26 protein-coding genes and 1 pseudogene are annotated in these 24,970 nt (G+C 41.4%); 10 read left to right on the forward strand and 17 right to left on the reverse strand.

Annotated features, from left to right (window positions below; translation table 11 throughout):
- Positions 1–85 precede the first annotated feature (85 nt).
- Genes LC048_RS15800 through LC048_RS15810 form a run of 3 tightly spaced genes read right to left on the reverse strand, consistent with a single transcriptional unit; the run spans position 86 to position 2,031 of the window.
- Positions 86–1,183 (reverse strand): ABC transporter permease, encoded by a 1,098-nt coding sequence (locus tag LC048_RS15800; RefSeq protein WP_306048051.1) that lies wholly within the window; start codon positions 1,181–1,183, stop codon positions 86–88.
- Positions 1,146–1,298 (reverse strand): ABC transporter permease, encoded by a 153-nt coding sequence (locus LC048_RS15805; RefSeq protein WP_306048053.1) that lies wholly within the window; start codon positions 1,296–1,298, stop codon positions 1,146–1,148. Before LC048_RS15805 ends, LC048_RS15800 begins: the two co-directional genes overlap by 38 nt.
- The gene (locus LC048_RS15810) at positions 1,291–2,031 is read right to left on the reverse strand and encodes an ABC transporter ATP-binding protein (RefSeq protein WP_226599971.1); all 741 of its coding nucleotides are present in this window, start codon (positions 2,029–2,031) and stop codon (positions 1,291–1,293) included. Before LC048_RS15810 ends, LC048_RS15805 begins: the two co-directional genes overlap by 8 nt.
- A 615-nt stretch (positions 2,032–2,646) precedes the next feature.
- Here LC048_RS15810 and LC048_RS15815 point away from each other — a divergent pair.
- The 6 genes from LC048_RS15815 (at position 2,647) to LC048_RS15840 (ending at position 7,252) form a co-directional block, all read left to right on the forward strand.
- Positions 2,647–3,066: an HIT family protein gene (locus LC048_RS15815; RefSeq protein ID WP_226599968.1), complete on the forward strand. Its 420-nt coding sequence runs from the start codon at positions 2,647–2,649 to the stop codon at positions 3,064–3,066.
- A gap of 327 nt (positions 3,067–3,393) precedes the next feature.
- Positions 3,394–4,476, forward strand: a complete 1,083-nt coding sequence (serC, locus tag LC048_RS15820; RefSeq protein WP_306048056.1) for a 3-phosphoserine/phosphohydroxythreonine transaminase — start codon at positions 3,394–3,396, stop codon at positions 4,474–4,476.
- 124 nt (positions 4,477–4,600) lie between these two features.
- Positions 4,601–5,119 (forward strand): tryptophan transporter, encoded by a 519-nt coding sequence (locus tag LC048_RS15825; RefSeq protein ID WP_306048058.1) that lies wholly within the window; start codon positions 4,601–4,603, stop codon positions 5,117–5,119.
- 410 nt (positions 5,120–5,529) lie between these two features.
- Positions 5,530–5,901: a YtxH domain-containing protein gene (locus tag LC048_RS15830; protein WP_226599964.1), complete on the forward strand. Its 372-nt coding sequence runs from the start codon at positions 5,530–5,532 to the stop codon at positions 5,899–5,901.
- 243 nt (positions 5,902–6,144) lie between these two features.
- On the forward strand, positions 6,145–6,720 hold the full coding sequence (locus LC048_RS15835) for an HTH-type transcriptional regulator Hpr (RefSeq protein WP_226599962.1): 576 nt from the start codon (positions 6,145–6,147) through the stop codon (positions 6,718–6,720).
- Positions 6,721–7,063: 343 nt separating this feature from the next.
- Positions 7,064–7,252: a hypothetical protein gene (locus LC048_RS15840; protein ID WP_226599953.1), complete on the forward strand. Its 189-nt coding sequence runs from the start codon at positions 7,064–7,066 to the stop codon at positions 7,250–7,252.
- A gap of 103 nt (positions 7,253–7,355) precedes the next feature.
- Here the strand turns inward: LC048_RS15840 and LC048_RS15845 are convergent, their stop codons facing one another.
- The 3 genes from LC048_RS15845 to LC048_RS15855 form a co-directional block, all read right to left on the reverse strand.
- Positions 7,356–7,448 (reverse strand): YjcZ family sporulation protein, encoded by a 93-nt coding sequence (locus LC048_RS15845; protein ID WP_023615405.1) that lies wholly within the window; start codon positions 7,446–7,448, stop codon positions 7,356–7,358.
- A gap of 90 nt (positions 7,449–7,538) precedes the next feature.
- Positions 7,539–7,622 carry a YjcZ family sporulation protein gene (locus LC048_RS15850; RefSeq protein WP_064503397.1) on the reverse strand — a complete coding sequence of 28 codons (84 nt, stop codon included), beginning with the start codon at positions 7,620–7,622 and terminating at the stop codon, positions 7,539–7,541.
- A gap of 93 nt (positions 7,623–7,715) precedes the next feature.
- A complete protein-coding gene (locus LC048_RS15855) occupies positions 7,716–7,796 on the reverse strand; it encodes a YjcZ family sporulation protein (protein ID WP_306050526.1) in 81 nt (26 codons plus the stop codon).
- Between the two features lie 192 nt (positions 7,797–7,988).
- On the opposite strand from LC048_RS15855, the gene LC048_RS15860 reads away from it, so the two are divergent.
- Positions 7,989–8,870, forward strand: a complete 882-nt coding sequence (locus tag LC048_RS15860) for a peptidylprolyl isomerase (protein ID WP_226599951.1) — start codon at positions 7,989–7,991, stop codon at positions 8,868–8,870.
- A 134-nt stretch (positions 8,871–9,004) separates the two neighbouring features.
- On the opposite strand, the gene LC048_RS15865 is transcribed toward LC048_RS15860, so the two are convergent.
- The 7 genes from LC048_RS15865 to LC048_RS15895 form a co-directional block, all read right to left on the reverse strand.
- Positions 9,005–9,187, reverse strand: coding sequence for a sporulation YhaL family protein (locus tag LC048_RS15865; protein ID WP_226599949.1), 183 nt, complete (start codon positions 9,185–9,187; stop codon positions 9,005–9,007).
- Positions 9,188–9,564: 377 nt separating this feature from the next.
- The gene (gene yhaM / locus LC048_RS15870) at positions 9,565–10,509 is read right to left on the reverse strand and encodes a 3'-5' exoribonuclease YhaM (protein WP_226599947.1); all 945 of its coding nucleotides are present in this window, start codon (positions 10,507–10,509) and stop codon (positions 9,565–9,567) included.
- A gap of 76 nt (positions 10,510–10,585) precedes the next feature.
- Complete coding sequence (locus LC048_RS15875; RefSeq protein WP_306048064.1) at positions 10,586–13,582, reverse strand: ATP-binding protein; 2,997 nt, start codon at positions 13,580–13,582, stop codon at positions 10,586–10,588.
- A gap of 14 nt (positions 13,583–13,596) precedes the next feature.
- A complete protein-coding gene (locus tag LC048_RS15880) occupies positions 13,597–14,823 on the reverse strand; it encodes a metallophosphoesterase family protein (protein ID WP_226599943.1) in 1,227 nt (408 codons plus the stop codon).
- A 282-nt stretch (positions 14,824–15,105) separates the two neighbouring features.
- Positions 15,106–15,801 carry a Type 1 glutamine amidotransferase-like domain-containing protein gene (locus tag LC048_RS15885; protein ID WP_226600048.1) on the reverse strand — a complete coding sequence of 232 codons (696 nt, stop codon included), beginning with the start codon at positions 15,799–15,801 and terminating at the stop codon, positions 15,106–15,108.
- Between the two features lie 653 nt (positions 15,802–16,454).
- Entirely contained in the window at positions 16,455–17,708 is a 1,254-nt protein-coding gene (locus LC048_RS15890; protein WP_226599941.1) for an ABC transporter permease, read from the reverse strand.
- Positions 17,701–18,600 carry an ABC transporter ATP-binding protein gene (locus tag LC048_RS15895; RefSeq protein WP_226599939.1) on the reverse strand — a complete coding sequence of 300 codons (900 nt, stop codon included), beginning with the start codon at positions 18,598–18,600 and terminating at the stop codon, positions 17,701–17,703. Before LC048_RS15895 ends, LC048_RS15890 begins: the two co-directional genes overlap by 8 nt.
- Before the next feature lie 307 nt (positions 18,601–18,907).
- Here LC048_RS15895 and LC048_RS25105 point away from each other — a divergent pair.
- Together LC048_RS25105 and LC048_RS25110 are read left to right on the forward strand one after the other, a co-directional pair.
- Positions 18,908–18,955, forward strand: a pseudogene (locus LC048_RS25105) (hypothetical protein); the annotation flags it as partial.
- A gap of 31 nt (positions 18,956–18,986) precedes the next feature.
- The gene (locus LC048_RS25110) at positions 18,987–19,094 is read left to right on the forward strand and encodes a YhzD family protein (protein WP_371932071.1); all 108 of its coding nucleotides are present in this window, start codon (positions 18,987–18,989) and stop codon (positions 19,092–19,094) included.
- A 40-nt stretch (positions 19,095–19,134) separates the two neighbouring features.
- On the opposite strand, the gene LC048_RS15905 is transcribed toward LC048_RS25110, so the two are convergent.
- From LC048_RS15905 to LC048_RS15920, 4 genes are all read right to left on the reverse strand, one after another.
- The gene (locus LC048_RS15905; RefSeq protein ID WP_264188083.1) at positions 19,135–19,929 is read right to left on the reverse strand and encodes an enoyl-CoA hydratase; all 795 of its coding nucleotides are present in this window, start codon (positions 19,927–19,929) and stop codon (positions 19,135–19,137) included.
- Positions 19,930–20,251: 322 nt separating this feature from the next.
- Positions 20,252–21,763: a coproporphyrinogen III oxidase gene (locus LC048_RS15910; protein WP_306048066.1), complete on the reverse strand. Its 1,512-nt coding sequence runs from the start codon at positions 21,761–21,763 to the stop codon at positions 20,252–20,254.
- A gap of 285 nt (positions 21,764–22,048) precedes the next feature.
- Positions 22,049–22,921 (reverse strand): Cof-type HAD-IIB family hydrolase, encoded by an 873-nt coding sequence (locus LC048_RS15915; protein WP_226599934.1) that lies wholly within the window; start codon positions 22,919–22,921, stop codon positions 22,049–22,051.
- A 297-nt stretch (positions 22,922–23,218) separates the two neighbouring features.
- Entirely contained in the window at positions 23,219–23,578 is a 360-nt protein-coding gene (locus LC048_RS15920) for a YlbF/YmcA family competence regulator (protein WP_226599932.1), read from the reverse strand.
- A gap of 267 nt (positions 23,579–23,845) precedes the next feature.
- Here LC048_RS15920 and LC048_RS15925 point away from each other — a divergent pair, with 267 nt between their 5' ends.
- Positions 23,846–24,949 (forward strand): YheC/YheD family endospore coat-associated protein, encoded by a 1,104-nt coding sequence (locus LC048_RS15925; protein ID WP_306048068.1) that lies wholly within the window; start codon positions 23,846–23,848, stop codon positions 24,947–24,949.
- Positions 24,950–24,970 lie beyond the last annotated feature (21 nt).

Here is a 24,970-nt window from a genome sequence, read left to right on the forward strand (position 1 = left end):
TTTACTATTACGTACAAAACGCAAAAACGATTCAAAAAAATCCTTTTCATAAAAGCTTGAAGCGATTACGAAAAGGATTTCCAGATCAGGATTTAAGCTTGCCCTTGCTGTAAAAGTAAACAAAGAACAGGGAAAATGCAATTCCAGAAGCTAAAACAATCGCTCCTAATACCAGTTCCCCTTTAACGAAAACTGTCCCTGCAAAAACAGCTGCCTGAAAAATCATAATTCCTAGAAGCAGGCTCGTAAAGGATTTCTTTCTTGCACTCTCTGGCACAGGGTACAGGCTGACCCATAGTTTGTTTTGGTGATGATTCCATAACGGCAATAGCTGGAACCCTGTCAAATACATGAAAAGCAAGGCAAGCAATATTTGTCCTGGCCCATAAGATAGGAAATAAAGAGCTGCTCCTCCTATCAATGTAAGGCGGACAAGCAGGCTGAAATAATCTCCGGATCTTGCGAAGGTCCTTAAGTAAAGATGGCTGAAGGTCAGGTCCTGCTTATATGGAATGATGTTAACGAGCCAATCCAGCCATTTTCTTCTTTTTGTGCGGTCTCGCAGCTTCGGAACATCGGTAAACATATTGACCACACGGTAAAAGGCATTCATCCGACGTTCCTCGTCCTCGATCAACTGCTCCCACTTCAAGCCTTTATCCTTTGCCTGCTTTTTATAGTAAAAATACAACAAGATTAAGGCAACAGCTGGAACGGCTGCAAATATCAACTGAGCTCCTGAAAAGATAAAATACAATAGCACCACATTGATGGTGAAACGAATGAAGCTGTCAGTCAATTTTACATTTTTCTCGATAAAATACTGCACATTCCAGCGTATCAATATATTGATCCCTTTTATCAGGATGAGTACAATTAAAAGGACGAAAAACGATTTGAAATCGGCACCATGTATTTTTACATGAAGAGGCATCAATACCGCGAGTATGAGCAGCAATAGATATGACTGCATGCTCAGGCTGAATGTGATCGATTTCCGGAAATATTCATCCAGTCTGGTTTCAAGCGGCAATAAAAATATTTTATCCGCTTCCGTCAAAAATGTCTGAATGGGACTATATGTAAGCACTGCTGCAAGAACCAAGGCGATGATCCACGCTGCCGGAAAGTCCGGCTGCAGGGTGTCAATCCACTCTTGATAGTAAAATGCCGCTGTTCCCAATAAAAAAAAGGACAACTATCACTAAATGGCCGTTAAAAATATATCGCAGGTAGCTTCCGGTTTCCTTGGTAAAAGTGCCGAAACGCTCCTTCCATAAGTGCTGCGGATTAAACATAGTCTTCTTCCTTCGTCAGCTGGATATACAGATCATCCAGCGTTGCGCCCGGCATCTCGAACTGATCTCTCAACTCTTCAAGCGTTCCGTGGGCCCTGACTTCTCCATTATGGAGAATGACAAAACGATCGCAATAACGCTCTGCCGTTGCGAGGATATGCGTCGACATCAATATGCCCGCGCCGTTTTGCTTCATTTTGTCCATTAGATCCAACAGCGATTGAATACCAAGAGGGTCAAGGCCGACAAATGGCTCATCGACAATATAAAGTGAAGGTTGTACCAAAAATGCGCACATGATCATTACTTTCTGCTTCATCCCTTTTGAAAAATGGGCTGGAAACCATTTCAGCCTCTTGCTCATCCTGAATTCTTTTAATAAAGCATCTATGCGCTGTTCAAATTCTTTTTCCTCAAGGCCATAGGCCATTGCTGTCAGCCGCAGATGCTCCTCAAGTGTCAATTCATCATAAAGAATAGGAGTTTCAGGCACAAAGGTGAACTGCTTCCTATACTCCTCCTTGCCTTCCAAAAAGGTTCTGCCATTAATTTTAATATCACCCTTATGAGGCTCCATCAAGCCGATTACATGCTTGATTGTAGTACTTTTTCCAGCACCATTCAGGCCAATCAAACCCACGATTTCATTTTTATTGACGGTGAAACTGACATTTTTCAATACCGGATTTCTTGTATAGCCACCGGTTACCTGGTTAATTTCCAATAAAGACATGAACAACGCCCTTCCAGTTCGTATTCTGTACCGTTATTTTAACAAATCCATATACATTAGGAAAAGCTTCAACTTATTTTGAAACTTTTTCGCATATAAGCGTACAATCGGGGCATCATAATTTTTGAAGGGGCAACAAGCAATAATTCGAAATGAGGTGTCTGTAAAAGACATATTATTCGATTTATAAAACACACTGATTTCATCGTTCAAATAAGGGGATGGTTGCATTGCGCTACGTAAATGTTAACCCAGCCGTTCAGTAACATCACTCCACATTTTGAAATGAGGTGTGTGTCGCAGATCACTTCTCCGCTTTATAAGTTGTGAAACCGATTAAAGCAGACAGGGGATGGTCCGATTGAACCAGGTACTGAATAACCCATCATTTATCTAAATTCAAATGAATTTAAAATGAGGTGTTTATCAAAGGTATACCTGCTGAGAACGCATATGAACAGTAGTTAGTTCCCCTTCAGGGACAGGATTCCATGCGGATCCTGTCCTTCTTTCTTTATTCATATTGGTAAAATGTGATAAAATACCATAAAAAAGCGCAAAGTCCTTGAGTTGAACGGGACAAAAGCGCAATTCACGGACGAAAGGGTTGAAGAAATGAGTGATTGCATTTTTTGCAAGATCATTAACGGTGAGATCCCATCAGCCAAGGTTTATGAAGATGAGAACGTCCTTGCATTTCTCGATATCAGTCAGGTAACGAAAGGACATACACTTGTCATACCGAAAGTACATAAAGAAAATGTATATGAACTAACTGACGAAGTTGCTGCAGACGTATTCAAGGTAGTCCCAAAAGTCGCTAAAGCAATCAAGGCTGCATATGATCCAATCGGTCTCAATGTGCTGCAAAACAACGGCGAAGCAGCTGGCCAATCAGTCTTCCACTTCCACATGCACTTGATTCCGCGCTATGGCAATGGCGATGGCTTCGGCGCTGTGTGGAAAACACACCAGGATCAATATACATCCGACGATTACCAAAAGATCGCTGCAGAAATCAATAGCAATATTTAGACTTCCGCCATTGCGGGAGTTTTTTTAAAATGATCTTAGAATCAGCCTATCTAAAGGACAATTTTCTTGCTATTCACATTGTATTTGTCCAATAGAGCCCTTCTATCGGACACTTCCTGCCGGTCTTCCCTCACGTTTGTCCGATAGAGCTTGTCTCGGAAGCATTGACGTCTACCTATCCTTTTAGAGAAATATTCTTTAACGTTAATTTTGAATTTTATTTTAATTTTTCTGAAAACATTAGAATTCTGCTTGAATTTCTGGTAGCAAGATGATAACTTTAACCCATTAAAGACATACCGTAATTAAATTTTCGGGGGGATTCATATGAAACGAGCTCTCAATTTTAATGCTGGTCCAGCTGCTTTGCCTGAGGCTGTATTAGCGAAAGCGGAAAAAGATATGATGAATTACCGGGGCATCGGAATGGGAGTCATGGAGCTTAGCCATCGAAGCAAGGAATTCGAAGAAATTAATGATCATACTAAAAACCTTCTCAGAAACCTGCTCACCATTCCTGATGAATATGAAATTCTATTTCTCCAGGGTGGTGCAAGTCTGCAATTTTCAATGGTCCCAATGAACCTGCTTGAAGAAGGCTCGACTGCAAGCTATGTTCTGACCGGAACTTGGTCTGAGAAAGCGCTGAAGGAAGCTCAGAAAGTTGGAAATGCCGTGGTAGCCGCATCTTCTAAAAATGCCAACTACAGATCGATCCCCAACACTTCAGAAATCTACATACCAGCTGAATCATCCTACCTCCACATCACGACGAACAATACGATTTACGGAACCCAGTGGCATTCTATACCTGAGCGTCTACAAGTACCATTGATTGCTGACATGTCCAGTGACATTCTCAGCCGGCCAATAAATATATCTTCATATGGACTCATCTATGCAGGTGCACAGAAAAACCTGGGGCTATCCGGGGTCACCGTCGTCATCATCCATAAAGATTTGCTCAATAGCTCTAAACCAAGTCTGCCTTCCATGCTTAATTATCAGGTTCATGCTGCTTCAAAATCGCTTTATAACACTCCTCCTACTTTATCTATTTATTTTCTAATGCTTGTTCTTCAATGGGCAGAGGAGCTGGGCGGGGTCAAAAAGCTAGAACAGCTGAATAAGCAGAAAGCGGCACTGCTTTATGATGCGATCGACAGCAGTGGCGGATTCTATACAGGACACTCTGAAGAAAAGAGCCGCTCATTGATGAATGTCACCTTTACACTCGATAATGATCTTCTGACATCAGCCTTCATTCATGAAGCGGAAGAATCCGGCTTTATAGGACTTGCCGGGCACAGATCTGTAGGAGGCTGCCGAGCGTCGATCTATAACGCTGTCCCTCTTGAACATGTTGAAAAACTGGCTGATTTCATAAATCGTTTCAGGAGCAGAAATTAACAGATTATTAATCCTTTACTCCATTAAATTATGTGTTATAATTGGGGAAAGCTTTTCGCTGCAGGCATAGAGAGCACTGCAGGAGGAGCACTAGTTAGCTAGAATAGCAGAGGAGAGATGAGAAATGAATACGAAGAATCTTGTAGCATTGTCACTTTTAGTGGGGATGGGAGCAGTCTTGCACGTGGTCGTACCCGGTTTTTTCCTTGGGATGAAGCCTGATATGATGCTGACGATGATGTTCCTAGGAATCATCATGTTTCCTGACAAAAAAAGTGTACTATTGGTTGGAGTCGTAACTGGACTGATTTCAGGATTGACTACTACTTTCCCAGGTGGCATAGTTCCGAACATTGTTGATAAGCCTGTTACTGCATTTGTCTTTTTCGGAATCCTGCTGGCACTGAAAAACTTCAAGTTTTCCATTTACACTGCAGCAGCCCTTACAGCGATTGGAACCATTGTATCAGGAATTGTTTTCCTTGGTTCTGCCTACTTCCTTGTTGGCCTGCCAGGACCATTCACTGCTTTATTCGCAGCGGTTGTCCTTCCAGCAGCAGCATTTAACGCCGTTTTCATGGGAATTCTTTATCCTGTGGCAACGAATATTTTCAGAAGAGCAAAGCTTGCAGAAATCCATTAAAAATTTTCAGCCCCTGTCGATTAACGGCAGGGGCTTTGTTATGCTCTATTAAAATGTATAAAAGATAATTCCGATCAATAAAAAAATTGCTCCTCCCCCTGCCAGCGTCCCTGCTCTTTTTCTAAGAAGCGCCTTCGGAGGATACATACCCGGTTTCTTTAACGCAAGGAGATGATGGACCGCCCCCACAAAGAAAGCAACGCTGATGAGAAATACTACACTTGTAAAAATTCTACTCCCCTCCTCTCCTTCCAGAACATGACCATAATATATTTTTATGCCTGTTAATTTAAGCCTATGAAGCTAATAACGTTTATTTGTGCCAGAATAGGAAATTAAATATAGAAGAAAAGAGGAATTCTGATACATTTGAAGAACATATAAAGGAAAATCGATGAGGTGGTCAAAGCATGAAAGCAAAAAAAGTTTTAGCAGGAATGGTTATAGGTGGGGTTGTAGCAAGTATCGCAACACTACTATCAACTCCAAAATCAGGATATGAAACAAGAAGAACTCTTATAGCCAACAAAAATGAATACATGGAATCCATAAAGGATATTAAGGATTCAGCTGTTGAATTGAAAAACACAGTAGCCACTGCTTCAAAAGAAGGAAAAGCATCTATCCAGACATTTATCACCGATGTAAAAACGGCTATCTTTGAGTGGAAGCTTGAAACCGAAGAAAACAAGAAAGTCCTTCAGGAAGATGTAATGGAACTTGAAGATTCAATTAAAGACCTGGAAACTGAATTGGCAGCAGCTAATTCTAAAGAAAAATAATAAACACCGAACAATCCTTCCCCTTAACTAAAATTTTTCCGGTGGGAAGGATTTTCTTTTTTTATCAAGAAAGATATATTAAGCAATTGGCATTTTTCTTATAACAAATAAAAATTACGTTAAAAAACCCTGACTTTAGAAGAAATTTAACAAATTCTAAAAATTTTGTAAATTTATATCTTTATTAATTTTTGTTTTATTGGCATAATGAAAATAGAAACAATAAAGTAGGTGATTATGAGAATGGGAGATAAAAATTATTCTATGAAAGAAGCAATGATATTTAGCCAGAGAATTGCCCAGTTAAGCAAAGCCCTATGGAAGTCTGTTGAGAAGGACTGGCAGCAATGGATCAAACCATTCGACCTGAATATCAATGAGCACCATATATTATGGATTGCTTATCATTTGAATGGTGCTTCGATTTCTGATGTGGCAAAATTCGGAGTCATGCATGTTTCCACTGCTTTTAACTTTTCCAAAAAGCTTGAGGAACGTGGTTATTTAAAGTTTTCCAAGAAGGAAAGTGACAAGAGAAATACTTATATCCAGCTTACCGAAGAAGGCGAAGGTATATTGCTCGCTTTGATGGAAAACTATGAACCAGATACTAATGCCGTTTTTTCAGGAGCCATGCCTTTGAAGGAACTATACGGAAAGTTCCCTGATATCATTGAAATCATGGCAATTGTCCGCAATATTTATGGCGATGATTTTATGGAAATATTCGAGAAGTCTTTTTCGAATATCGATAACAAGTTTTCTGATGAAGACGGTAAACTTAAAAAAATAGATCCGGCCGAAAAGGAGTATGCTTAATTCTATAGGCACACTGCTACTCCACAATAGAGGAAGATTCCCCCATGAGCTGCAAACTTACCCGCTTCCTCTGGCTGTTGTTTTTGGCTGAAGTCCAGCTGAAATCATCTTATAAAGCGGATGAATGGACATAAACCCTCCGCTTTTTGTTCTTCTTTCGGTTTGCTCATCCCCTCACATTCAAAGAATGCTTACAGTTTGGCAAACCTTGATTTCAGTTAACTTCTTTTCAACCCTCCTGCACCAAATACCTAGTTATATGCCATTATCAAATAACTATCTTTTTCTTAAAATATTTGGTATTGTATTTAAGATAAAAAGATTGCTAAGGAGGGATTCTTCGATGATCTCCATTTTGTTCATGTTTGTCCTTTTTGCTGCTTTCATTCTCTTCTATATAAATAAGCTTACAGATTCCCTCTGCATCCAGAAGGAAATACCTGAAGACAAACATGCGAAAATATTCAGGACGATCAATATTTTAGTTACAATATTGCTGATTTCATCATTCGTTGAAATACTTTATACGTGACTACATAAATTAAGCGGTGAGGCTTCCCTCACCGCTCTTTATTTTCCAATTCCATTAAGTCTTTAACTGATTAAGGCATGCAGAAAGCATTGCCCATCGATGCTTACAGCCAGGAAGCACCGATAATGATCAACAGAATGAACAAGACAACGAGCAATGCAAAGCCGCCGCCATATCCATGTCCTCCTCCAGACATTGAGGTTCCTCCTTTCTGCTTTAAGAACTTGCCTTAACATCGTTTTTTAAATATGGGGGCCAGATGTCCCCCATACTCTTTATTCAGAAATTAAAGCCAAGCTGCACCCACGATGATTAACAGAATGAATAACACGACAATTAACGCGAAGCCGCCGCCGTATCCTGCACCCATATTAACACCTCCTTCCAAAGTGGTTATGATATCTTATTCAAGTAATGTCGATTCCGCATAGGCAAATATCCTGCATTACTTGCATTTTGTTGTTTACAGGTAAGCTGCTCCAACAACGATCAGCAAGATGAACAGGACAACGATTAACGCAAAGCCTGAATTATAGTGGACCATTTTCAACTACCTCCTTTTTTTCTCTTCTCTTCATCCTATGCACCCTCGAACAAACGGTATAGATATCCGCCCAACTCCTTACATAACCAAAAAAATCCATTAGTTATTTTTTGTAGAAAATTGAAATTATGTTATAGTAGAGTTTGTGGATTAAAACGACCACTAGAATTTTCTGTTTAGGAGATGTTCACCATGAAAAAAATGATAATTTCCCTCACGGTTGCAGCCGGAGTTATGGGATTAGCTGCTTGCAGTAACGATAATGCTGATTCTTCAGAAGTAATCGTTGAGTCGAAAGCAGGCAACATTACCAAGGAAGAGCTTTATCAATCCATGAAGGAAAAGTATGGAGAGCAAGCACTTCAAGAATTGCTTTATCAAAAAGTTCTTGCGGAAAATTATGAAGTGACTGATAAAGAGGTTGAAGAAAAAGTGGCCGAGCTTAAGGAAGAGCTTGGAGAGAACTTCGAGCTAGTTCTACAGCAAAACCAGCTTAAGGACGAGGAAGAATTAAAAGAAGTCCTTAAAGATCAGCTTCTAATGGAAAAAGCTGCGCTTAAAGATGTGAAGGTCAGCGAAGAAGAAGTAAAGAAGCGTTACGAAGAGTACAAGCCTGAAATCAAGGCTAGTCACATCCTTGTAAAAGATGAAAAAACAGCCCAGGAAGTAAAGAAGAAGCTTGATGAGGGCGCAAAGTTTGAAGACCTGGCGAAAGAGTATTCACAAGACCCTGGTTCAGCTGCAAATGGCGGAGATCTTGGTTTCTTCGGACCTGGAAAAATGGTTCCTGAATTCGAAGAGGCTGCTTACGGCCTAGAAGTAAACAAAATCAGTGAACCTGTTCAATCACAGCACGGTTTCCATATCATCAAGGTAACTGAAAAGAAAGAAAAAGAATCTTACGAAAAAATGAAGGACGAGCTTGAGTATGAGTTGAAGCTTACTCAGCTAGATTCTAATAAGATTCAAGAAGTCTTAAAGCGTGAACTTGATGCAGCAAATGTAAAGATCAAGGACAAAGATCTTAAAGGTGCTGCTGAATTCCCAGAAGCCGAAGCACCAACACAACCATAATCAAGAACAAAAAGCACAAGCGTCTCGAGGGGCTATGCGCTGGAACTGAATTAAGGTAACTACATGTAGTTATCCACACTTTAATTACAACGAAAAAACACTGGCTCCTTCAATTAAAGGAGACCAGTGTTTTTTTATGCTTCCGCCGAATTTTCACGTTGTTCTTTTTCTCGCTCAAGACGCTTCATATATAGCTCGCCCTCACGTTCAATGCTTTCCATTTCTTCTTTCCGTTCTTCTTTCCCTGTTTTCACTGCCATGAAGGCACTGAATACGACCCCTGCTGCGACTGCTATTACCCAGATTGGAATTGACATTTCTTCATACCCTCCATTTAAAAGGTTGTCCAAATTGAACTCTTACAGTATTAATATGAGGTTTTTTTTAAAATATGCCATTTTTAAAAGTTGAACTAAAAAGTCTACCTTTTCATTTCGCTCCATGTGCTTCGCTTTCCACGGGCGGCCTGGGAGCCTCTTCGGCACAAGCGTCTGTGGGGTCTCCCACTGACCTTTCATCCGCAGGACAATGATTGACTTCCTCGAAAAAGTCCCACGCATGAAGGAAATGTGTCAGCATTTTCGAGGAGTCTACGCATCTTCCGCTTCATTCAATGGGTAATTCTTAAGTTCAACTTATACAGAAAATAAAAAAAAGACCCCCTCCACGGAATTGGAGTGAGCCTGTTTTGCTTTTACTTATGAAATACTGGCTTGTAAAATGAGCGATTATCAAGAGCGAATACTCTTTCGGAGAACTCGCCTGGTTTAACCCTGGCAAGCGCACGGTCGAGCATATTCATTTTCGCATCAAGATTATCGATGTAATGAAGAATTTCAGCCTCTTTAATCATCGGCGGTTTTGGACTGCCCCATTCCGCTTTCCCGTGGTGGGACAATACCATATGCTGAAGAATGACTACTTCTTCACCGCTGATGCCTAGTTCATCGGCTGCCTTACCAATTTCATTGACCATGATGGATATATGTCCGAGCAAATTCCCTTCAACCGTGTAAGTTGTTGAAATCGGGCCGGATAGCTCAAAGACTTTACCTAAATCATGAAGAATGACCCCAGCATACAATAGATCCTTATCAAGGCTTGGATATAGCGTTGCGATTGATTTCGCAAGGTCCAACATGGAGACAACGTGATACGCAAGTCCCGAAACAAATTCATGATGGTTTTTAGTCGCTGCAGGATATTCCATAAAAGCATTCATATGCTTCTTCAATAAATGTCTGGTAACCCTTTGAATGTTAGGGTTCTTCATTTCGAAAATGTATTGGGTGAGCTTGCTGCTCATTTCATCCTGGCTGACAGGGGCTGTCTCAAGAAAATCAGATAGTTTGACAGAGTCAGCTGTCGATGTTGGCCTGATTTGCCTGATCTTCAACTGGTTTCGCCCTCGGTAATTCTGGATATCTCCCTGGACTTTTACAATGCTTTCTGCAGAGTAAGTACTTTCATCTTCGTCAGAAACATCCCAAAGCTTTGCTTCGATTTCCCCGCTCTGGTCCTGGAGGATGAGTGTCAAAAACGGCTTCCCATTGCTGGCAATCCCTTTTGACGAATGCTTGATCAATAAAAATAATTCTACCTGGTCCCCTGTTTCGTGATTCAAAATTCCTTTATTCATAGTTAACCGCCCTCTCCTCTCTGCAACAGTATAACATACAGAGTCTATTGTCTCTGATTCTCAAACCATGGCATTTTTAAACTATATTTGTACTTTTTTCTTGCAGACTGATAATTACATTTTCGGTAAAATAGTCAAGCAGATGACGATGGCATGTAAAAATGAGAATCTGATTGTTATTGCTCATTTCCTTAAGCAGCTTAATAATCCGCCCAGTCCTGTTATAATCAAAATTGACAAAGCTGTCATCGATGATAATTGGGAATGGATAACGATCATAATGTCCGGCTGCAAGTGCCAGCCTGATGGATACATAGACTTGTTCAGCAGTTGCCTGGCTAAGTTCATTCGCTTCAAATAACATATGATCATTTCTTTCAATCAAAAAACCGCTTCCTGTAAGTTGAGGAATGATTTTCACATAACCTCCATCAGTTAAAACCGACAGGAATTTCTCAGCTTTGACCAGCATTTTCGGCAAGCGCTCATCCTTATAACGGTCAATTGTCCGCGAAAGCAAATCCTTTGCAACCGCAAACTTCGCCCATTCCTTCGCATCTTCCGCAAACTCATGCTGAAGCTGCTTATATTTATGGAGCAATTCACTGTAAATGCCACCTTCTTCAAGCACCTTCACCTTATGCTTTACATCCGCGATTACATCAAACTGTGTGGTTAACTCCGCCTTGCTCTGCTCTAGCCTCAATTCATTTTCATCGATTTGTTCCTCTAGCGAAACTCCTGTCAAAATCTTTTCACGATCCTCATCAGTCATTCCAGAGGCAAGCAGCTGGTAATTTATATCCTCAAGCCTTGCACTCCAGTTTTTCACCCATGCAGCAGCCTTCGCTTTCTGCCTGAATTCATCTTCACCTTCAGTTCCGGCCAGAGCAAGTAACCCTACTTTTTCTTGAATAATCACTACTTCTTCCTTCTGCAGTGATGAATGTTCTTCTTCAACTTCCTCTAGTTTAACGGTCAGTCCGTGATACCTCGACTTCTGGTCAATTTCTTCACGCAGTTTCCTCTTCAGCAGACTAGCTGCCTCCACTGGAGCAAGATTGCTATTTTGAAGAAATCGTTCAGCAAGCATTTTCAGGCTGTTTTCCATTTCCATTAAAGAATCAGTTACTTTCTTTAAGCTTTCTTTATTTCTCTTTCTCTCACGGAAATACTGCTTCAGCGTATCTATTAATTGATAGGCATCCATAACCTTAATCGTGCCTGCAGTTTCCATTAGACCAAATTGCTTCAGTAATTCTGCCCTTTTCCGGTTTACATCTGCACTATCTGCTTCCCATGCTTCAAATTGCTGAACTACTTTTTCAAAACGATCATGCTGCTGTTCAATTTTAATGAGCAGTTCGCGATAGCGCTGATTCGCCTCTTTGTCCCTGGCAAGCAGATTTTTGATTGTAAAAGCACTGCCTTCCCGCTGGCTGTTCAACGCCTCTTTCAGCTCTCTTTCACGCGCAAGCAACTTGGAAAGAACCCGGTCCTCCACTGGCATTTTCTCACTTGACTTATTGCGAGCAGCCAATAAAAACACCAGTCCTGCTAAACCGATTCCAGCTAGAAACCATAGGCCATTTGTAATTCCCCAAAGAAATACAATGAGAAAAAAACTTCCAAGAAGGAGTAACTGATTATACTCTTTCTTCTGCTGCTTTTTTCGTCTGATTTTTTCACTGTCTTCCCTGGATTTGGCGGCATCAATTTGGTCCAAGACATAATTTAATTCAGACTGAATTCTTTCTTTATTCGCCAATAGATCCAATTCATTCACTAATTCATTTCGCTTTCCTTCATCAAGAAGTTCACCTTTCGCACCTTCAGCCCTTGCCTCAAGTTCTGCCAGTGTCTTTTTCTCCTCTTCAAAGTCAGCCTCCAGCTCCAGCTTTTTTTCCTTTAATCTTTGCTCAGTCTGCTGGATGTTTTCGGCCTGTTCCTTAATAAAGATACTTGTGTTGATTTCAAGGATATTTCCTTCGTTGAAATCCGTATGAAGCTTGTCATTTAACTGACTTATTTCTTCTGATATTTCCTCCAGTTTGGATTCAAGAAGTCTTTTTTCCTGCTTCAGTTGGTCATATAAAAGCAGATTCTCAATTCTGGCTTCAATTTCAGTTTCCATCCCCAGCAATTCAGCATTCGGCCTGTTCATCTCCAGTTCTTTCAGGAAATGGTCCTTCTTCTCTTTTATCCTTAACAATTTTGCCTGGATGACCTTAAGCTGCTCGTCCAATTTCTCAAGACGGTTGAAACCATCTTCCGGAAAAAATCCCGGATCATGCTCACGAATTTTGCTCTCTATTGTTACGGCTTCTATGACAAGCTTTTCATTTCGCTTGTACTCACGAAGCTTAAGCCCTTTTTGCTCCAGCATTGCAATTTCTTTGTGCAACTGAGCAATTTTATTGGTCAATCCGTCTTTCGTAGTCATCAGCTCGGAATATTTTTCGTTCTGCATTTCTGCGATTTTCAATGAGGTTTGAACTTCTTTCAACTCTTTCAGTTTCTCATTCAGTATAGGCCTCTTCCCACTTGGCTTGAAACGCTGCTCCATTTCCTTTGTCAGGAAACTCTCCGTATTAAAGAGCTTATCTGTACCAAGCGTTCCGGCAGAGAACAAGTACCTGCCAAGCTCTTCTCCCTTCATTGCATGGATATTTTGCAACCCATGGACATTGAACGAATAAATAGCCTGGAAAATGCTTTTATCCATTCTGTTCAGGAGATCTTTAAGTAAGTCTTCTCCACCAATCGTCCCGTCCTCAAGCGAGACAGTCACATCACCTGCAGCCTTACCTTTCACCCTCTCAATGACAGCCACTCCCCTGTCAGGGAAAAAGGCCTTTATTTTACCGCCATACTTTGGGTTATTTTTTGGCTCATAGCGGATTTCGGAACTTTGCTTAGCCGGAAAACCAAACAAGATACTATGGATGAATGACATGATGGTCGATTTGCCTGCTTCATTTTCACCATAGAAAATTTGCAGTTGCCCTACAGAGCCAATCACATAATCCTCGAGCTTGCCATATCCGTATATATGCAGTTCAATAAGTTTCATAAAGCTGCCTCCTTTCATTCATTTTTCAGCAGGAGCTGAAGCAGAATCCTTTCTGCATCCTCAACCAGCTGATCTTTTTCACTTTCCGACAGCATCCCTAAATGCCTTCTAGCCTGGCTGTGCTGGAATAATGGAGACAGTGAGTCTTTTACATTATCGTATTGCTCAATAGAGTTGAATAACTCTTCATAAAAATCGCTTTGCTTAATCAATTCAGCGCGGTCGACGGCAATGTTTTCGGAGAAATTGAGCCTGTGCACCCAGACAAAAGACTCCTCATCCTTCTCAGCTTCCTGCAGAAGTTCAATAAGTTCACCACTGGCGACTTTTTCAATCACATCTTTCTGGCCCGAATCCAGGTTATCAATCCGGATATCCAGCAGGACCCCTTTTCCTTGTCTTCTTTTCCCATCAATGACGGCCAGACATTTTTCATAAATAGCATTGAAGCTTAACGAATCCTTCGCGTCAATAATTGTTTCGTCCCAAATCACATCAGCTGTTTCAATAAAAGAAACGTCGGATCCTGCTTCTGTCAACTGAACAATATACGCCCCTTTTTCACCGGTTTCCTTCCTGTTTCGTCCCTGTGGATTGCCAGGATAGACAACATAAGGCTGCTGTGATAAAGCCGCCTTTTTATGAATATGGCCCAGTGCCCAATAATCATAGTCTTTGTCAATAAGTTCAGATAAACTGAACGGTGCGTATTTCCCGTGATCACTCGCTCCGTCAAAATGTCCATGAAGCATACCGACGTGAAAATCTGCGCCATCAATCTTTTTATACTTCTCAATCCATCGCTCCATTACATGCCGCTCAGGATAGCTGAAACCGTACAAATGGACAAGAGTGCCATCATGCTTCTTAAAATCAGCCTTTTCCACCTGATCTAAGAAAAAGTGAACGTTATCCGGAAAATCAATCGTCACAGATTTTGCGCCAAGATGGTCATGATTTCCGTGTATTGCGTATACCTTGATTCCTTTTTCAGCGAGCCTTTCCATTTCATTGCGAAGAACAGCCTGAGCTCGAATGCTCCTGTCCTCAGCATCGTATAGATCACCTGCAATGACGACAAAATCAACTTCATGGTTGATCGCCGCATCCGTGATAATTTTCAAAGCTGTAAATGTACTCTCCTGCAACCTGTGAAAAATGGCTTTGGGCAAGTGCCTCAGACCGACCATCGGGCTATCAAGATGAAGGTCGGCAGTATGTAAAAACTTCACCTGTTTCATTTGGTTATTCCTTTCCCGTCCTATTTCTTTTATTTTAACACTCCAAAAATACGAATGCACGTTCTAATAAAGAAAAGTGTAAGCGCCTTGGTCAGCCCCGACAAGCGCTGGAGGGCCTGTCGGTGAAGTCATTCTTTGACTTCATTGGCAGGACCGAAGCGCCTCGAGGGGCTAGGCGCTGGAGCTGGACAAAGAAAAGTGTAAGCGCCTTGGTCAGCCTCATCAAGTGAATATTTTATAATATAAAAAACCGCAGTCCTCATCTGAACTGCAGTTCCGCTTTCACCCCAAATATATGGTTTTCATTTCCTTTTCCTGCACTTTCCCATCTTCCATCCAAACATGATACGCTTTTGCTTCTGGCCTTGAGCTTACCGCCTTAACTAGTTCCTTATCAATATAGTGCAATGCAGTTCCATCATCCGCGGCAAATCCACCTGAAATCCTGCCTGAGCCTACAAATCTCTTATAAGCAGGACGGCGATCCTCTTCTCCATCATAATGCGGACAATTGCTGCCATTCAGAAACCCAAGAGCCTTTAGTGAATCAAGTCCGCAGCCAAAAGAATCTGTAATACCTTCCTCAAACCAGCAGATTGAGCCTGCGCTAACTCCAGCCATTATTTTGCCCTGCCCCCAGGCTTTTCGCAGGACGATATCAAGTCCCCATTCCTTCCAAAGAGCTAGCAGGTTCTTCGTAATTCCTCCCCCAACATAGATAATATCCTTATCCATAACGAATGCTTCTAAGTCCTTTGATGGTGGACTGAATAATGAAAGGTGTGAAGGGATACATTCATGCCTTTCAAAAGCTTTATAGAATCTCGTGATATAATTTTCTGCATCCCCGCTGGCAGTCGGCACGAAACAAACCTTTGGCGTCTGCTTTTCAGACTGCCCCAGGATATATAAATCCAACAGCGGATTCTCCGGCTCCATCGAAAACCCTCCGCCGCCCATTGCAATAATCTGCCTCAACACGAACACACTCCTTCTATTAAAATGGCAATTTTATGCAAAATATTGTGTCCCTCATTTCGGGCACATGTTTGCTAATTATGTTACCGAAATTCTTGTTACCGCTTTATTTCGGGCACATGATCGTCATTTATGTTACCGAAATCCTTGTTACCGCCTCATTTCGGGTACATGTTTGCCATTTATGTTACCGAAATCCTTGTTACCGCCTCATTTCGGGCACATGTTTGCCATTTATGTTACCGAAATTCCTGTTACCGCCTCATTTCGGGCACATGATCGCCATTTATGTTACCGAAATTCCTGTTACCGCCTCATTTCGGGCACATGTTTGCCATTTATGTTACCGAAATTCCTGTTACCGCCTCATTTCGGGCACATGTTTGCCATTTATGTTACCGAAATCCTTGTTACCGCCTCATTTCGGGCACATGTTTGCTATTTATGTTACCGAAATCCTTGTTACCGCTTTATTTCGGGCACATGATCGTCATTTATGTTACCGAAATTCCTGTTACAGCTTTATTTCGGGCACATGATCGTCATTTATGATTCCTTCTCGGGCAGATGCAACGTTATACCTTATAAATATTCCACTAAGCATTTTGAATTTCCTTTTAAAAAAGCCGCAATCCAAGATTGCGGCTTTCCATTTATTCGCTTTTCGTTAGCTGGAGTGCTTTTTTGATGTCCTTGAATGAATTTGATTTTCCGTACATCAGGACTCCACCTCGGTAGACTCTGGCACCGAATACAGCTAGGAAGGCTATTGTGGCAACGAGGATCCCGATTGATAAGGCAATTTCCCAGAAAGGAATATTCAGCATCCCCACACGCAGGAACATCAACATTGGCGAGAAAAACGGAATGAAGGATGTATATTTTACAAATGGCGCTTCAGGCTGACCAAGACCGAACATCGCCATCATGAAACCAGCGACGACAAGCAGCGTCATCGGGGTAATCATTTGCTGGACATCTTCAATCCGGCTGACGAGTGAGCCAAGGAAGGCCGCCATAGTCGCGTACAGGAAATAGCCTAAAATGAAGAAAATCACTGCATATGCAATTGTGCTGCCTGCGATATTCCCAAAACCGAAGAACTCGAAAAATCCACCTTCCATATTATCGAGATTCTGTTTGACGGAGAAGTACCCGACAAGCAAGAGAACGGCGAGCTGAGTCAAGCTTAATAGCCCAATCCCGAGAATCTTCGCAAACATTTGCTTGATAGGAGATACACTGGATATCATGATTTCCATTACTCTTGATGATTTTTCAGTCGCAACTTCCATCGCGATCATGTTGGCATACATGATGACGGCAAAATAGATGATGAACAGAAGAACATAGACTAATCCTCTTGCCTGATTCAGTTCCTCTTCGGTCTTTGCATCTTCTTCAAGAGCAGATTTTTCAAATTCAACTGGTGCATAAAGTTTTTCCAATTGATCTGGAGCGATATTGATTTGAGAGGATGCCATCGCTGTCTTGATCTGCTGTAATGCCGCCTGCAGATCGCCAGGAATTGCAGAATCCGCAATGCTCATCGCTTTGTAGGAAGCCGCCGGCAGCTCTTCATTGTTCAAGCTTAATTGTAATAAACCTTTATATTTTCCTTCCTCGACAGCTTTCCTGGCACCTTCTTCTTTTCCATCAAACTTTTCCAGGACTAGCTCTTCGTTGACCAATTTCATTTGCTCATTCAGCGGCTCAAATAGCTGGCCTGTAGCATCAATGACAGCAATTTTATCGGTCTCGTCACCTTTATTGAAAAAGTCGATGATGTTTGACATGTTTGTGAGCGCAAGCATAATTCCTACGGTCAGAATCGTTGTAACTAAAAAGGATTTTGTTTTTAACTTGCTCATGTATGTATGGATTAGGATGATGAAGAAATTATTCATATGAAGCACCAACCTTTTCTATGAAGATATCATTGAGGCTTGGCTCTTCAAGTACAAACTTGCGAATAAAACCTTTGCCAACGATATCTTTTAGAATGTCTTCTGCTACGTGCTCACCCGAGATTTGCAGGTGGATTCCCTCTGCCGTCATTTTTGCTTTTGCCACTCCAGGATAATCCTTTAGGAATGAAGTATCAAAATCCGCATGGATGACCAGATTCTTTTTACCAAAAGATCGTTTGATTTCTCTTAGTGACCCATGGACTACTGGACTTCCTTTGTGCATAATGCAAATATGTTCACACATCTCTTCCACATGCTCCATTCGGTGACTCGCAAATACGATTGTCGTGCCCGCATTTTTGAGTTCGAGGACAGCTTCCTTTAACTGCTCCACATTTACCGGATCTAGTCCGCTAAAAGGTTCATCAAGGATCAACAGTCTTGGTTTGTGGATGACGGCGGCAATAAACTGGATTTTTTGCTGGTTACCCTTTGAAAGCTCTTCAACTTTTTTATCCGCATACTCTGGCACCTTGAAGCGATTTAACCAGTAATCAAGCTCCTTGAGTGCCGCCTGTTTTTGCATCCCTCTTAATCTTGCAAGATAGACGATTTGTTCGCGAACCTTAAGTTTTGGATAAAGTCCCCTTTCCTCAGGCAGGTAACCAATGATACTGCTCGTTTCATAATTGATTGGCTTACTGTCCCAAGTAACTTTTCCGTCTGAAACATCAAGGAGACCAAGGATCATCCGGAAAGTCGTTGTCTTCCCTGCGCCATTCGCACCTAGAAATCCGAACATTTCTTTTTCTGGTATATTGAGTGAAAGCTGGTTCACTGCTGTGAAATTGCCAAATCTCTTTGTAACTTTTTCAAGCTGTAAGGCTATATTCATCTTCCTCCTTTTCCATTAAATTACTACGAATTTAATCGGGCAATAGTTTCATATTTTAAATATATTTTTTATTTTGCATATTTAAAAAAGTTATGCAAAAATAATAGTAACAGTCTGAATTTTACAAAGAAAAGCAGAAGCACCTTGGTTTGCCATCACAAAGCGCCGGAGGGCCTGACAGTGAAGCCGTTCTTGGACTTCATTGACAGGGCCGAAGCGTTTCGATGGGCTTGGAGCTGAAGCTAGGCAGTTCAAGAAGTTAATTATATACTTACTAATCTTTCAAGAAGGGGAAGTTGTGATGGACACTTACAAACTGACAGCCTTTGAACCAAATGGGGAAAAATTGATTGACGAGTCATTCCAGGCCGGCAATGATGATGAAGCAAAAGAAATCGGTGCAAGAATGCTTGAAGAAAAAAAATCTCAGCGACAAGACGCATCGATGTACATCACCTAGAGGAAAATTGGTTCTATTTCATCCATAGGAAAAAGCAAAGAGGTCGAACCTCTTTGCTTTTTTTATATTTATTTTCCTTTAAACTGCGGCTTCCTCTTTTCAAGGAAAGCATTGATGCCTTCCTGATGATCTTCTGTCTGGCGCATTTTGAATTGGCCGTATTTTTCCAATTCAAGTATTTTCAATAGTGAAGGCCTGTTTTTCTCAGCTAGGATTTTCTTTGATTTTATCATAGCTTGAACCGGTTTGTTCAGCCATTCCTGCAGTTTTCCTTCAATTGCTTCTGCAAAGTCACCCGCTGGCACCTCGTCAATAAGTCCCAGTGTCAGTGCTTCATCAGCAGAAAGCGTCTTTCCTTCCCAGATGAGTTGCTTCGCCTTCGTTTCCCCAAGACGCTCTTCCATGAAAAAGTGGCCTCCGCCATCCGGAATCAAGCCGATGCCAATGAAGTTCATCGCAATCTTGCTTGATGGCTCAGCGATTATGTAATCTGTCGCGAGAGCCAAGCTGAATCCCAGGCCGGCCGCAGCACCTGTAACTGCAGCAATTGTTACCTTTGGCATGCTGTACAGAGTCACGATCATATCGTGAATATCGTCCATCACATGGTAGAAATCGCTTTCATTTGTATTGGAAAGCATTGTTTTGATATCACCACCGGCAGAGAATGCCCGTCCCGCTCCTTTAATTAGAACGATATCAATTTCATCCGACTTGCAGATTTCCTTAAGATTCATCGTAATTCCCTTAATCATTTCGACATCTAAGGCATTCAGTGCTTCTGGCCTGTTCAACTCGAGAATTGCAACTCGTCCATTAATGTTTAATTTTACAGTGTCCGTTGAAAATTCAATCGCCACCATTCATCCCCTCCATTTATCCTTATACTTTTATTATATAGGGAGATGTTATATTTAAAAACCTTTTTCTTACTATTTAGATTTTTTAAGAAATAAATGATTTTCCGGGCGGACAAATGTATGTTTTTTCCACTTCGCGGAATTATGGTGGATTGAAATTCCCCGTCTGTTACTTCGCAGAATTAGAAGCTGTTTTCGCGGAATTGCCGGACAATATCGCTGAATTTCAGGTTTTACACAATAAATGCTGGTGTTTTATTGTGTAAAAAAAAAACTACTTCAAAGCGAAAAGCTCCCGGAATCTTCTCTCGGGAGCTTTTTACCATTATATTGTAGCTTTATTAAACAAAGAATCGAGGATTTCAATCTTTTTATTTGCGTATTCTTTAAAGCTGTCGTTATACGACTTTGGATCCTTTGGATTCGAGAATTGTGTAATGACACCTGTTTCGGGATCAATGAATTTGCTCGATGCGCCGCATCCAAGGCCGATGATGGTCTGCTGCTCTTCCATGATGATGATATTGTACAGACTTTCCTGTTCTTTGAAAGCATAGCCAACATTCTCCAAGTTTCCAAGGATGTTCTTCTGCCTGTACAGATAGTATGGCACGTAGTCATGCTTCTTCGTCCATGATTCAGCCATATTCATCATTTTTTCTATTTCTTCGCGGCCTGCTACTTTATACTTCTGTTTATTTTTTGTCATTTCAGACGCTCTTTTAAACGAAAGAGTATGGACTGTCAAGGATTCCGGCATTAGCTTTTCCGATTCAGCAAGGGTATGGGCAAATTCCTCTGTCCCTTCCCCTGGAAGGCCGATGATCAAATCCATGTTGATGTTGTTCATTCCCATTTCGCGGGCCAGATGGAATTTTTCAATCGTTTCCTTCACTGTATGGTGACGGCGGCCGATTGCCTTCAAAGTTTCCTGGATATATGACTGTGGATTGATGCTGATCCGGTCAATATTCCACTTTTTCAGCACTTCTAATTTTTCAGGAGTGATCGTGTCCGGCCGGCCGGCTTCGACGGTCACTTCTCTGATATTTTTGACATCCGGGAAAGACTGTTGAACTTCTTCATACAACATGTCCATCTCTTCAGCGGTGATCGAAGTTGGCGTACCGCCTCCATAGTAAACCGTTGTAATCTTGATATCATTCTTCTTCAGCCAGTCACCGATTTGGCGTATCTCAAAATGAAGCCCGCCTAGGAAAGAATCCACCGACCCCTGTCGGCCGTTGATAGCATAAGCCGGGAAGGTGCAGTAAGCACACTTCGTCGGGCAAAATGGGATGCCGATATAAATGCTTACACCATTTTTTAAATCGTACAAATCAGGCAGGACTGCGAGCTGGCGGTCGACGATCTGCTGCATGAGCTGTATTTTCTCATCAGATATCAAATACTGTTCCTTCAGCTCTCTATGGGCATCATTCTGTTTCATACCTTCACGGAGCTTTTTATGCAAAAGTTTTGTGGGACGAACTCCGGTGAGAATACCCCACTTCTGGATCAACCCTGTCCAATTCTGAAGCACTTTTAAATAAGACCTTGATATGACGGTCTTGAGCAGTTTGAATTGTTCTTTATCACTCAAGCCAGCGGGAATTTCTTTGTTAGCCTCTGCTGTAAAATTCTCGCCATTTGCCATCAAAGCTGCTTTTACAAATAGCTCGCCATCGTCATTATGAATATCGAAATCAACTACTGCATCAACTTCCTGATCCGTCCCGCATAATGTGACTTCAGATTCTTCAAAGAATAAATTAGCGATTAACCCTAAAGGACGCTGGAATCTTTCATCGTAAATACCGTTTATATTAATTCTCATGATTTCACCTTTTTCAATTAAACATGCTTCAATAAGTGTAATAGATGTATGATTCACAGGTCAAGATAGTGTAAAAGCTACCAGTATGAGTATTAGTCTTGCTGATTATTATAGATGGTCGATTTATTTTCCTTAAAAATCTAAAATATTCCTTAGTCCATCCCTTTTATTCCTTACAATTCTAAAATATTCCTTAAACACCCTGAAATATTCTTTAAAACCCCATTATATTCCCAACCACAGGAAAAGCATGCCGGATTTTCTTTCCAGGCATGCTTAATATTATTACATCTTGATAATGTTCATTTTCCTAAGAAATTCAATTGGCTGCTGCTTTCGAAAATGTTCCTTAACCATATAGCTGACACCGTGCTGATTGTTCGATCGGGTTACCCAATCAGAAGCCTTTTTGATTTCTGGAGATGCATTCCCCATTGCTACGCCAAGTCCACAAGCCTCAATCATATCGATGTCGTCACTACCATCACCAATTGCGACCATTTCCTTTAATGGGATGCCAAGATGTTCACCTAATTGGATCAGACCATTCAGTTTTGAGACACCCTCAGGCATGATATCCAGCCTGTATTCATTCAGCTTGGACATAGAAACTTCTGAGAACATTCCATTTATCGCCTGCTGTGCATCTTTCAAATCTTCTTCATACTCGAAATAGACTTCTATTTTAGGTGGTGAGACTGGATCATTGACCAGTGTTTCACTGATAGAATCCGTGAATTGCTGTGAGTAAAAAATTGGATCACCGGATGTGAACACGGTTTTCGCCAGCAAGTTATGGTTCAACTTATACTTATTTGCCAGTGAGAACTTTTCGTGCACAAGCCTGATTTGGCATGGAAAGCTTTCCAGGAACCTGACAAGCTGAAAAGTTACATCCTCCGGTATCCGTTTTTCAAAAACCGGGTCACTGCGAAGATCATCAGAAATATAGGATCCAAGGTGAGTCACCAGCAGTGAATTTATTTTCAGCGCTTTTGCCACTTTTTTGGCAGAAGGAAAGCTTCTTGAAGTTACTAGAGTTACATAAACCCCTTTTCGCTGTACGTATTCAATCGCATCCCTCGTGGATTTATGAAGCCTTCCATTTGATTGGAGAATCGTTCCATCCACATTAAGCGCAAGAAGACGGTAAATCATATTTATGCCCCCATTTCTTCGGTGTTTTTGTCCTTATTTAACTTGTATGATAGAAACCGAGAGAATAGAACATAGGCATGATTATGATTTAGCTTACTTGAGGGATTCAGTCGTCAGGGAAATCAAGCAGCATATTTGGTGTGTCCTGCCTCCAAATAGAATCATAGATGACGGACAGCTTTTCCCGTTTTACGTTCATTTGTGTCCGTCATAATATTGATGACGCACATATTCACCTTTTTTCCGAACAACAAAAAAACTCCCGCACATCGGCGGGAGTTCAGTTCTGTCTATCTATTATTGCTGCTGGTTCGGGTTTCCGTAAAGCTCTTCAAGTGGCTTCATGATGACCTGATTAAGTTCTCCAATCACCATGCTCATTCTTTGCTCTGCTTCCATCAGCTTTGAGATTAACTCATGCTGCTGAACAAGTGCGACTGTCTTTTGAGCCTGCTCTACTTCTTCCTGGGTAATTTCCTGCCCAGTCATTTGCTTTTCCTGAAGCTGCAGCTGGATATTGCGAAAGCTTTCAAACATTCTTTTTGCTGATTCATCGCTGTTTACAGCATCATAGAGTTTTTTCAATTCTGTGTATTCCGCACTGTTTCTGATTGCTTTTTCCAATTCGTAGGCTGAATCGTATAGATTTACTGCCATTCAAATCACTCCTTCTACGTTAAACGCTCCACACCACTATAACAAACTATGTTGCTGAATGCCAAAAGTTCGGGTTACGCGCAATCCAACTCCTATTATGAAAATCACCAATAACAACTAATATTCATAGGATGCAATATGTGTGTTTGCCTATTTTACAGTAGGCTGTTTAGAAAGCGCAAACGAACAAATTACCCGGTCGCCTAGGTGCACGAGTTATCGAAGTATCACCTTTTTAGACAGCCTAAAAGAAATTGAGGAGAAGCTATGACGCCAGCACAATCGATAAGCTTACCCAATAATCCCGTCATTGCTTTGCTGACTGAAATAAAAGAAGATAACGGACCTGACTTTGGTAAGGTCCACTCCTTTTGCGAAGAGCTTCATCAGGGAGTTTCTGAACAAGGCGGAAGTTTTTACGTATTTTCACTCAAAGGCTTTTCTGATGAAGGAGTCGAGGGCTATTTTTACGATGATCATGAAGATGACTGGAAAAAAGGGTTCTTTCCCTTTCCCGCCGTCATCTACAACCGGGTTTCATTGCGAAGGACCGAAATCAGCAAAGCATTTAAGGGATTTTTAAATAAATTGGATGCTCTGGGAATAAAGATATTTAATCACCGATTTCTTTCAAAGTGGGAAATTCATGAGTCTTTATTGAACGAAGAACATTTGTATTCGTTCATACCTGAAACACATCTATATTCTGGGAGCCACCTCGAAACCATGCTCGAAAAGTATGATGAGCTATACATCAAACCTGTTCACGGCAGCCAGGGACGCAATATTATACAGGTGACAAAAAATGACGGGATGCTCAATGCATCGTTTTCCTCGATGCCGGCAAAGGATCCTCCGAGCTTCAAATACGTATCAGAACTGTCCCGTGCCATCAATCCCATAGTTGGAAAACGGCTATGCATCATTCAACAGGGTGTACAGCTATCAGAATTGAATGGCAGAAGGATGGACTTCAGGGTCCTCTGTCATAAAAACGCCCAGCAATTCTGGAAGGTTACTTCCATCGTCGCCAGAGTTTCCGCAGAACAGTTTTTCGTATCCAATATAGCCCGCGGAGGCGAGGTCATGAAACCGGGTCATACTCTAGCACTGATTTTCGGAAAGGAACAAGCGAGGCATCAATTGGCACTGATGAAAGAGCTTGCTCTGGAAATCGCAGAAGTCATCAGCAGAAATGCGGAAGGACTTACTGCCGAGCTGGGCATTGATATTGGGATTGATATTAAAGGGAATCTATGGCTGATTGAAGCCAACTCCAAGCCTTCCAAAAACTTTGAAGAGCGCGGCACGAAAATCAGGCCCTCGACAAAAGCCATCATCGACCATTGCTATGGACTTTGCCAACTATAACCGAAAAGCGCAAGCGCCTTG

The organism is Mesobacillus subterraneus (assembly GCF_020524355.2).
Taxonomy (GTDB): domain Bacteria; phylum Bacillota; class Bacilli; order Bacillales; family Cytobacillaceae; genus Mesobacillus; species Mesobacillus subterraneus_C.

Bases quoted from the DNA above. Each gene is read 5' to 3' on its own strand.
- LC048_RS15805 (WP_306048053.1), bottom strand. From the start codon at position 1,298: ATGTTTAATCCGCAGCACTTATGGAAGGAGCGTTTCGGCACTTTTACC.
- LC048_RS15810 (WP_226599971.1), bottom strand. From the start codon at position 2,031: ATGTCTTTATTGGAAATTAACCAGGTAACCGGTGGCTATACAAGAAAT.
- LC048_RS15815 (WP_226599968.1), top strand. From the start codon at position 2,647: ATGAGTGATTGCATTTTTTGCAAGATCATTAACGGTGAGATCCCATCA.
- serC (WP_306048056.1), top strand. From the start codon at position 3,394: ATGAAACGAGCTCTCAATTTTAATGCTGGTCCAGCTGCTTTGCCTGAG.
- LC048_RS15825 (WP_306048058.1), top strand. From the start codon at position 4,601: ATGAATACGAAGAATCTTGTAGCATTGTCACTTTTAGTGGGGATGGGA.
- LC048_RS15830 (WP_226599964.1), top strand. From the start codon at position 5,530: ATGAAAGCAAAAAAAGTTTTAGCAGGAATGGTTATAGGTGGGGTTGTA.
- LC048_RS15835 (WP_226599962.1), top strand. From the start codon at position 6,145: ATGGGAGATAAAAATTATTCTATGAAAGAAGCAATGATATTTAGCCAG.
- LC048_RS15840 (WP_226599953.1), top strand. From the start codon at position 7,064: ATGATCTCCATTTTGTTCATGTTTGTCCTTTTTGCTGCTTTCATTCTC.
- LC048_RS15845 (WP_023615405.1), bottom strand. From the start codon at position 7,448: ATGTCTGGAGGAGGACATGGATATGGCGGCGGCTTTGCATTGCTCGTT.
- LC048_RS15850 (WP_064503397.1), bottom strand. From the start codon at position 7,622: ATGGGTGCAGGATACGGCGGCGGCTTCGCGTTAATTGTCGTGTTATTC.
- LC048_RS15855 (WP_306050526.1), bottom strand. From the start codon at position 7,796: ATGGTCCACTATAATTCAGGCTTTGCGTTAATCGTTGTCCTGTTCATC.
- LC048_RS15860 (WP_226599951.1), top strand. From the start codon at position 7,989: ATGAAAAAAATGATAATTTCCCTCACGGTTGCAGCCGGAGTTATGGGA.
- LC048_RS15865 (WP_226599949.1), bottom strand. From the start codon at position 9,187: ATGTCAATTCCAATCTGGGTAATAGCAGTCGCAGCAGGGGTCGTATTC.
- yhaM (WP_226599947.1), bottom strand. From the start codon at position 10,509: ATGAATAAAGGAATTTTGAATCACGAAACAGGGGACCAGGTAGAATTA.
- LC048_RS15875 (WP_306048064.1), bottom strand. From the start codon at position 13,582: ATGAAACTTATTGAACTGCATATATACGGATATGGCAAGCTCGAGGAT.
- LC048_RS15880 (WP_226599943.1), bottom strand. From the start codon at position 14,823: ATGAAACAGGTGAAGTTTTTACATACTGCCGACCTTCATCTTGATAGC.
- LC048_RS15890 (WP_226599941.1), bottom strand. From the start codon at position 17,708: ATGAATAATTTCTTCATCATCCTAATCCATACATACATGAGCAAGTTA.
- LC048_RS25110 (WP_371932071.1), top strand. From the start codon at position 18,987: ATGAAGCAAAAGAAATCGGTGCAAGAATGCTTGAAGAAAAAAAATCTC.
- LC048_RS15905 (WP_264188083.1), bottom strand. From the start codon at position 19,929: ATGGTGGCGATTGAATTTTCAACGGACACTGTAAAATTAAACATTAAT.
- LC048_RS15910 (WP_306048066.1), bottom strand. From the start codon at position 21,763: ATGAGAATTAATATAAACGGTATTTACGATGAAAGATTCCAGCGTCCT.
- LC048_RS15915 (WP_226599934.1), bottom strand. From the start codon at position 22,921: ATGATTTACCGTCTTCTTGCGCTTAATGTGGATGGAACGATTCTCCAA.
- LC048_RS15920 (WP_226599932.1), bottom strand. From the start codon at position 23,578: ATGGCAGTAAATCTATACGATTCAGCCTACGAATTGGAAAAAGCAATC.
- LC048_RS15925 (WP_306048068.1), top strand. From the start codon at position 23,846: ATGACGCCAGCACAATCGATAAGCTTACCCAATAATCCCGTCATTGCT.